The 8,272-nt window shown below is 55.5% G+C and carries 6 protein-coding genes; 4 read left to right on the top strand and 2 right to left on the bottom strand.

Annotated elements, in window-relative coordinates; translation table 11 throughout:
• Positions 1-47: 47 nt before the first annotated feature.
• Entirely contained in the window at positions 48-1,241 is a 1,194-nt protein-coding gene (locus B5G16_RS10120; RefSeq protein WP_239406082.1) for an IS256 family transposase, read from the bottom strand.
• 180 nt (positions 1,242-1,421) lie between these two features.
• The gene (locus tag B5G16_RS12780; RefSeq protein WP_087263623.1) at positions 1,422-2,054 is read right to left on the bottom strand and encodes a hypothetical protein; all 633 of its coding nucleotides are present in this window, start codon (positions 2,052-2,054) and stop codon (positions 1,422-1,424) included.
• Positions 2,055-2,365: 311 nt separating this feature from the next.
• Between B5G16_RS12780 and B5G16_RS10110 the strand changes: the two genes are divergently transcribed.
• From B5G16_RS10110 to B5G16_RS10095, 4 genes are all read left to right on the top strand, one after another.
• Positions 2,366-2,581, top strand: coding sequence for a helix-turn-helix domain-containing protein (locus tag B5G16_RS10110; protein WP_087263622.1), 216 nt, complete (start codon positions 2,366-2,368; stop codon positions 2,579-2,581).
• Positions 2,568-2,894: a HipA N-terminal domain-containing protein gene (locus tag B5G16_RS10105; RefSeq protein ID WP_087263621.1), complete on the top strand. Its 327-nt coding sequence runs from the start codon at positions 2,568-2,570 to the stop codon at positions 2,892-2,894. The genes B5G16_RS10110 and B5G16_RS10105 overlap by 14 nt, the downstream gene beginning before the upstream one ends.
• Positions 2,891-3,889, top strand: a complete 999-nt coding sequence (locus B5G16_RS10100; RefSeq protein ID WP_087263620.1) for a HipA domain-containing protein — start codon at positions 2,891-2,893, stop codon at positions 3,887-3,889. Before B5G16_RS10105 ends, B5G16_RS10100 begins: the two co-directional genes overlap by 4 nt.
• Before the next feature lie 369 nt (positions 3,890-4,258).
• The gene (locus B5G16_RS10095; protein WP_087263619.1) at positions 4,259-8,092 is read left to right on the top strand and encodes a two-component regulator propeller domain-containing protein; all 3,834 of its coding nucleotides are present in this window, start codon (positions 4,259-4,261) and stop codon (positions 8,090-8,092) included.
• The last annotated feature ends 180 nt before the right edge of the window (positions 8,093-8,272 follow it).

The raw sequence follows: 8,272 nt of genomic DNA, 5'->3' as shown, positions 1-8,272 counted from the left end.
TTTGTCAACACCATAAGTCTACTCTTTTTTAGTTTTTTGTTGATTCCCTATACAAATCTAAAAAATCTGTAGACTTTTTCATTTATCCTTCTCCAGACACACTTTTGGGAACAGTATCGCGGCACCGGCCTCAGATAGGATTTCTTATCCATGGCCGTTTTACCCATCAGCAGCAGTACCGACTCCTCGCTGGGCATGGCTCCCCGCATGCGTGTAACCCGTCGAAAATCCTTCTGCAGACGTTCGATCCAGTTCGTCGTGTAGATCATCGACTGAATCCTTGCCTCGTAGTTCAGATAGGTGAAGTAGGCTTTGTAGGCCGGATCCTCCGCCCGTCGTCGAAAACTGCGATAATCCTGACCCCATTTCTCACAGAGCGCCTGCCATTGTTCCCAGGCTCTCTCCACCGTATAGCTGCGATCCCCCGTACGGAAGACCTGTCGCAGATCCTCGGCCAGCTCTCCCTTGTCGCCGTTGCGCACGCAGCTCAGCAGATTGCGTTTCAAGTGCGTCGTACAGCGTTGCAGCGGGGTTCCGGGAAAGATCGCACTGATGATATCCTCCAGACCCTTCAGCCCGTCAGCACACACCAGGCCGATCTTCCGAACGCCTCGTTCATGCAGTTCTGCGAGCATCTCGCCCCAGCCCAGGGCGCTTTCCGTGGGCTTATTGAAGATCCCCAACACCTCGCGCCGCTTGTCTTCACGCACGGCGAGCACTACATAGAAAGCTTCTGTTTCTACGCTCCGCTTGCGGTGGATCTTCATGTGTACGCAATCGATGAAGACGATCGGATAATAAGCCTCCAGAGAGCGCGTGAGCCATTGCGAGACATCTTCTCGGAGGTAGTCCAGCATCCGCGAAATGCTCGCCTTGCTATAGTGCTCACCATAGATATCCTGGAATACCTCGCCAACCTGTTCCTGCGTAAGACCTTTCGTGTAAAGCGTTCCCGCAAGGCGTTCGCATTCATCTTCCTGATGGCGAAGGATCGCCAGAATCCGGGGATGAAAATTCCCGTAGCGATCACGGGGTATCCGGAACGTCAGCGTACGACCATGACCGAAACTATGCCCCAAGCCATTGCATTTACTCCTTGATGCGGAGTTTTCCCGGAGATATTCCCGGCGCTCCGAGACCATCATACTCTCCAACAAGATTTCCAACAGATCCTGAAGACCATTTTCCCGCTCCGAATGTTTGCATATTAATTCGGAAAGTTGTTCCTTTGTCAACACCATAAGTCTACTCTTTTTTAGTTTTTTGTTGATTCCCTATACAAATCTAAAAAATCTGTAGACTTTTTTATTTATCCTTCTCCAGACACACTTTTGGGAACAGTATCAAAAAGCCTACTGATCCTTTAGATTTGTTCCATAAGACTTCCATGGGAATCGATTAAACTATAACGATGTCTCAACTTATCGTTTTTTGAGTTTGATATTCGATTCTTTCTTGACTTGGCGACTGGTTTCTCGTGTCTTCTTTACGGCGCTGAATCTTTCATTGAAGGCGTTTGCCGAATACTCTTTCCCGAGTCGGTAACCATTGAGCACACAGCGATTCTCGTGATCGATGAATGTGATGCCGGTGATTCGGTTTTGATCATTTCGGCGCAGGAACAAATCGATGTGATGGGTTTTCAGACGTTTGCACAACTCCTCTTCGGATGGCGCCTCGATCAGCACCTCCTCAACATGATGTAATATCATTTTATGAAGATTGGCAGAGTTGAACTTCTCCGGGGAACTTGCCAGAATGGTCTCGACCTTTTTCAAGGAGGCGTCATCTCCCAGGCTGGATGCTTTCAGCGGCGTTACGGGTGCTTTTCCCCCATTCTCATCCAGCACGGTATCCGATCCTGGATTTAGAGATTTACAGAAATCTGGAATTCTGTAAATCTCTAATAAACTACCGGCATAGTTACCTCGATCGTTGCTCCTTCTGCCGCAGTAAATGCTGTTGGGGATCGAATCCGATTGCCTCGCCACTTGCTTCTCCAGCCCGAATGGCTGCCGACAAGACTGCCAACCGGTAATCTTGTTCCATGTCATGCTGTTTTGGCCGATCCGAAGTCGCAGACTCTGACCGATATTCTGATATGCACCCCTTTTTCATAGACTTAACCCATTCCATAATTCGCCGATACCGACAGACAAATATAAACAAAACGAGATTACACAACATCAAAAACAAGAATCACCTCATCGCCTTCCATCTCCGAAATCTCAATATATTGTGATTTATATACGCATCTTGCCAGAATCCATAACAAAAGCGCCATATTCACAATATAATGTGAATATAAATTGTTTTTACCAATATAAAACATTATTTTTGCATAAAATCACAATATAATACGAATATGGACGTATTGGGCAAACAAATCAAGGAGCGTCGGCACCTGTTGAAGATCAAGCAACAGGAGTTGGCCGATTTGGCCGGAGTAAGCATCAATACGGTCGTTGCCGTGGAACGGGGGGCGGGCAATCCGCGGATGACCTCCCTGCTCGCAATATGCAACGTGCTCGGGTTGCAACTGGTTGCTCAATTAAAGGATTTGAACCATGAGACGGTGTGAAGTCTACCTGCACGGAATAAAAGCCGGAGTTTTGACCGAAGAGGACAATCGCACGTTTTGTTTCACCTACGACAAGGCCTATCTGCTCAACGAAAAGAGCGGACCTGTCAGTCTGACGCTTCCGCTCCAGGCCGAGCCCTACCGTTCGAACGTACTCTTCCCCGTATTTGCAAACATGCTCTCCGAAGGAGAGAATCGGCAGATCCAGTCCCAACTGCTCCACATAGATGCCGAGGACGATTTCGGCATCCTGCTGGCCACCTGTCAGTTCGACACCGTAGGTGCCATTACCGTAAAACCGATTGAGCCATGACAAAACTGAACGTCTGCCCGTCAACCCTGCAAAAGGGATACGACACCTACTCGCCAGCGGCACGGAAGGCGCTGTTCGACGGTCGGGAGGTATCACATATCTTTGCGGGGCCCAGCCCGGATGCGGATTCGCCGGAAGCCCTTGACGCCATCAGAAACGTGGGACGCATATCGCTCTCGGGGGCACAGCCCAAATTCTCGGTTGTCATAGACGTGTTTGATACGCTGCGGTATACCCGTGAACGGGAGCAGGGACTGTTCATTCTGAAACCCCGGCCCACCAGCTATCACATCATCAATCGGGAGTATTGCGCGGCCAATGAGCATGTAACGATGCAGATTGCTTCTCAAGTATACGGCATCGAGACGGCAGCCAATGGCCTGTGTTTTTTCGACAACGAAGAACCGGCATATATTACGCGCCGGTTCGATGTACATAACCGGGGAAAATACAAGCAGGAGGATTTCGCGGCTCTGTTGGGATATACCAAAGACAACGCAGGAGCCAACTACAAATACGACAAGGCCAGTTACGAAGAGTGTGCCGGGATCATCCACCGCTATGTTAAAGCAGCATTGGTCGATATCCAACGGTTCTTCCGGCTCATCCTGTTCAATTTCGTTACGTCGAACGATGATGCCCATCTGAAAAACTTTTCCCTGATTGAACACAATGGGGAGTATCGGCTCTCCCCGGCCTATGACCTCGTCAATACAGCGCTGCAACTGCGGGAGCCCCGGATATTCGCCCTCGACAAGGGGTTATTCAGAGAGGGTATGGCCTTCTCGGACACCCGCACCATTCGGCGCACCGACTTTGAGGAGTTCGGCCGACGTATCGGGCTTCCGGAAAAGGTGGTAAGGAAAGAAATCGAACTGTTCCTGTCCGACCAGCCTTTAACCTATGAATTGCTGGAACGTTCGTTCCTTTCGAAGGAGCTGAAAAAGCAATACAGGCAAACGTTCGACTACCGCCGTCGGATGCTCGGTTTTTAAGTCGTGCCGACCCAATAACGGGAACGATAGGCCGTACAGAAAGAGCAAAATACAGACTGCTTCCGCAAAATTTTCCGCATTTGGAGGATTCCGGGATTTTTACTACTTTTGCATTGTCTGACAGGAAGATACTGACGCGATGCAACGCAGCGCAGAAAACCGGTGGGCAAGGCGACAACCAAGCCTTGAAAGTTCGCTTAATATTCTGATATACAGATAGGTTTCTATTGTATCGGAGTACCTTTATCCGCACAAGGCGACTGCGGAGGGCGAATTTTCGGATTCGTCCTCTTTTTTAGCCTGCGCGTACAGGCTCCTGCCAACACAGGTCGAAGTGCCTGCGCAGTCGCTTCCTTTCAAGATGGCATCATGAAAAGACTTTTAACCCTCCTATTCCCCCTCCTCTCATGGATCCCGACGCCGGCTTCGGAACATCTCCTCTGGAAAAATATCCCCGTCGGGAACATGCCCATGGCCGTCCATGCCATCACCCGCGCCGGAAACGGATTGATCTGGCTGGGAACCGACTACGGACTGTTCGGTTATGACGGGTACAAAATATACGGGTATGGTCCGGACAACGGATTCCCCGGTTGCCAGATCCACGGGGTCGAAGCCCGCAACGGGAGGCTCTATCTCGGCACGAACAACGGGTTGCAGATCCTCGACACCCGATCGGGTGCGGTACGATATCCGGTTGCCGATGACAACCCCTCCGAGATCCGCGCCATGACCTCCGAAGGCAACCGATTGTGGATCGGAGCCCTCTCCGGGCTGTACGAATACGACTTCCTGACGAACGAATTGCGGAAATGCCGCCTGGATCTGCCCCATGATGCGGTGTATGCCCTTTTGTACGACCGGGGCGACCTCTATGTCGGGACCTATCGCGGGCTGTGCCGGTACGACCTCGCCGAAAACCGGGTCGAACCCATCGAACTGAAATACCGGGGAGCCGACAAATCCTCGATTTTCGTCAATGCGCTTGCCCTCGACACCGACAAGCGGGTGCTCCATGCCGGCACCGAAGGCAGTCTGCTCTCCTATGACCTGTCGGCGCAGCGCGTCGTGGACGAACGGTTGAGGGGCAATTCCGTCAAATCGCTGCGGCTCTGCACCGACGGCATGCTGGCCGGAACCGACAACGGGCTCTATCTCCTGAATGAGCAGGAGACAACGCTGTACCGGCACGATTCACGGATTCCGGGCTCCATTGCCAACAACATCATCTGGTCGCTGATGGTCGACGCCGAAGGCAACCTGCTTGCCGGAACGGATACGGGGCTTTCGATCACCAACACGACCTCCGGACTGAACATCATTCAGTTGAGCGCCCTGACCGGACGCGGCGACGGCAATCAGATCTCCTCAATGCTGCGCGATGCGGACGGAGCCCTGTGGCTGGGCGGCCCCAACGGCATCATTCGCGTGGCGGACGAAGGAAGCGAATGGTTCCTGCCCGGCAACGCAAACAGCGGACTGTCGCACAACCGCATCCGCGACATCTTTCAGGACCGCCGCGGAACGATCTGGGTGGCAACCGACGGCGGATTGAACCGTTTCGACAAACGCCGCCGCCGTTTCGAGAGTTTCCACATCGAGGATGCCGGCGGGAGATACAACGCCAACTGGTGTTACAGCATCGTCGAGGATGCGGAGGCGCACCTCTGGGTGGGCAGTTACATGGGCGGCATCATGGCCGTGGATCCCGCGGCGCTGAAAGCCGGCGAGGCGTACCGGGCCCGGCGGGCGGTCAATACGGAGACGGGGCTGCCCAACAATCTGGTCAACCGGATCGTCTCGGACCGCCGGGGGGGGGTCGTGTGGGCCATCCTGTTCCGGGACGACTCCCTGATCCGGCTCGATGACGGCGGTCAGCAGCGCATCAACGTGAAAGAGCTGACCGGCAACTACCCCAACACGCTCTACATCGACCCGGACGACGTGGTCTGGGTGGGAGCGACCGACAAGCTCCTGCGGGTGTCGCCGGAGATGACGCAGACCCGCGTGTACCGGCTCCCGACCGGAGAATCGGGAAGCGACAACATCATCGATCTGGAAAAGGTCGGCGCCGAGTTGTGGATCGTGACCACGACGGGCGTCTGGACGCTGGACACCGACACGGGCGAAGTCGATCTGCTGCCCCTGCCCGACCGGTCGTACGCCTCCATCTACCTCGACCCCGCGGACGGCAGCGTCCTGCTGGGAAGCGCCGACGAGATCATCCAGGTCAACCCCGAATGGATCGTCAACGACATCCGGGAAAAGAGCGTGAACATCATGCGGGTACTCGTCGACGGGAAGGTCTCCGCTGCCCCCTTCCCCGCAGGGAGCGGGCTGTCGCGCATTACACTCAAATCCGCGGCCGACGAGGTGAAAATCGAATTGAGCTCGCTCGACTGCAACCCCGTAAAGAGCTATCGCTACGCATACCATATCCCCGGGGTTACGGACGATTACGTCGTGCTGCCGCCGGGGGAGAACACCCTGTCCGTTCCGCACCTGTCGTCCGGCACGTACAAACTGCTCATCAGGCATTACGCCGCCGGAGCGACCCCGATCTCGCTGCAAATCAAGGTCCAGGCTCCGTGGTATGCGCGCTGGTACGCCATCTGCGCCTACCTCCTCGTGCTGGGCGGCGCGACGCTCTCGACGATCATCCTGCTGCGCCGCCGGGACCGCCGGCGCCTCGAACAGCGCGAACGCGACCATACGCTGACCAGCATCCGCCACAAGATGGAGTTTCTGACCAACATCTCGCACGAGTTGAAAACCCCGCTTTCGATGATCCTCGGCCCGGTCAGCCAACTGCGCGAGGAGGTCTCGGACAAGAAGATGCGCCACACGCTCGACGTGATCCACAAGAATGCCGTCCGGATCAACGAAATGGTCCACAAGACCGTCGAGATCGACCGCGTGGACCTCGAAACGGAGGCTCCCGTCATCCGTTCGCGGGTCGATGTCACGGAGTTCTGCCGGAGCATCTTCGACTCCTACGCGGAGGCGTGGCCCTCGGTGCATTTCGTCTTCACGGCCGACAACGAACCCCTGACGGCCGAGTGGGATGTCGTGAAGATGGAGTCCGTCTTCAACAACCTCATCTCCAATGCGTGCAAGTACTCGAAGGAGGACGCCACGATCGGATGCTCCATCCGACGGATCGGCCGTTCGATCGAAATCCGCGTATCGGACGACGGCATGGGAATCCCCGCCGGGGAGCAGCAGCTGATCTTCCAGCGGCTGTTCCGCTCGTCGCGGACCGCCGAGATGAAGAACGGAACCGGCATCGGGCTCTATCTGGTCAAACGCTACGTCGAGATGCACGGCGGAGAGATCGGCGTCGAGAGCTGCGAGAACATGGGAACGACCTTCACCGTCCGGCTCCCCTATGAGACGTCCGAGGCCGCCGCGGCTCCGCCCCACACCGAGAATCCGGATCCGGCGAAGCCCCGGATTCTCATCGTCGAGGACAACCGGGCCGTTGCCGAACTCATTCAGGATATCCTTTCGGAGTGCTGCGAGTGTCAGATCGCCTCGAACGGCCGGGCGGGTCTCGCCCTGCTGCCGACCTTCCGCCCGGAACTGATCCTGACCGACGAGATGATGCCCGTCATGTCGGGGATGGAGATGTGCCGGCGCATCAAGGCGATGCCGGCCTTCGCATCGATTCCCATCATCATGGTGACGGCCCGCGAGGACAACGAAACGGAGACGCAGGCCGCCCGGCTCGGCATCGACACGTTCGTCGCGAAGCCCTTCGAGGCACCCCTGCTGCGGGCTCTGGTGGAACAGCGGCTGCACGCGAAAAATGCGGTCCGGGAGTCGCTGCGCATCGAGCAGATCACATCCGTGGCACCGATCGTCGCAGAATCGGGCAGCGAACGGCTGCTCGATCTGGTGACCCGCACGATCGAGGAGCATATCGACGACACGGAACTGAACGTCAAGGCCCTTTGTGAAAAGACCGGCATCGGGAACAAGCAGCTCGGCCGGCTGATCAAGAAATATGCGGGCGTCACCCCGGTCGAATACATCCGCCAGATCCGGATGAAGAAGGCCGTTGTCCTGCTGTCGCAGCACAAGTTCACCATCGCCGAAATCGCCTACATGGTGGGATTCGGCACGCCGTCATACTTTACCCGGTGCTTCATCGCCCAGTACGGCTGCAAGCCGAGCCAGTACTCCGATCCGAGTGAGAAATAGGCCCTTGCCGGGTCTGCCGGGGTGGGGCGATGTCCCGTATGTTGCATGATTTGTCTTGTTTGTGCGATGCGGACTCGTCCGGGGTCGGTACTTTTGCAATGACGCCCGATATGGACGATCGGCGCGTCCGACCTATTTACTAACCAAAAGTCACAAAGTATGACTGAACCTAAACTCATC

It is taken from the genome of Alistipes sp. An66, from assembly GCF_002161445.1.
Taxonomy (GTDB): Bacteria; Bacteroidota; Bacteroidia; order Bacteroidales; family Rikenellaceae; genus Alistipes; species Alistipes cottocaccae.
This window is presented reverse-complemented; position numbering and strand designations above follow the sequence as displayed.

Bases quoted from the DNA above. Each gene is read 5' to 3' on its own strand.
- B5G16_RS10120 (WP_239406082.1), bottom strand. From the start codon at position 1,241: ATGGTGTTGACAAAGGAACAACTTTCCGAATTAATATGCAAACATTCG.
- B5G16_RS12780 (WP_087263623.1), bottom strand. From the start codon at position 2,054: ATGACATGGAACAAGATTACCGGTTGGCAGTCTTGTCGGCAGCCATTC.
- B5G16_RS10110 (WP_087263622.1), top strand. From the start codon at position 2,366: ATGGACGTATTGGGCAAACAAATCAAGGAGCGTCGGCACCTGTTGAAG.
- B5G16_RS10105 (WP_087263621.1), top strand. From the start codon at position 2,568: ATGAGACGGTGTGAAGTCTACCTGCACGGAATAAAAGCCGGAGTTTTG.
- B5G16_RS10100 (WP_087263620.1), top strand. From the start codon at position 2,891: ATGACAAAACTGAACGTCTGCCCGTCAACCCTGCAAAAGGGATACGAC.
- B5G16_RS10095 (WP_087263619.1), top strand. From the start codon at position 4,259: ATGAAAAGACTTTTAACCCTCCTATTCCCCCTCCTCTCATGGATCCCG.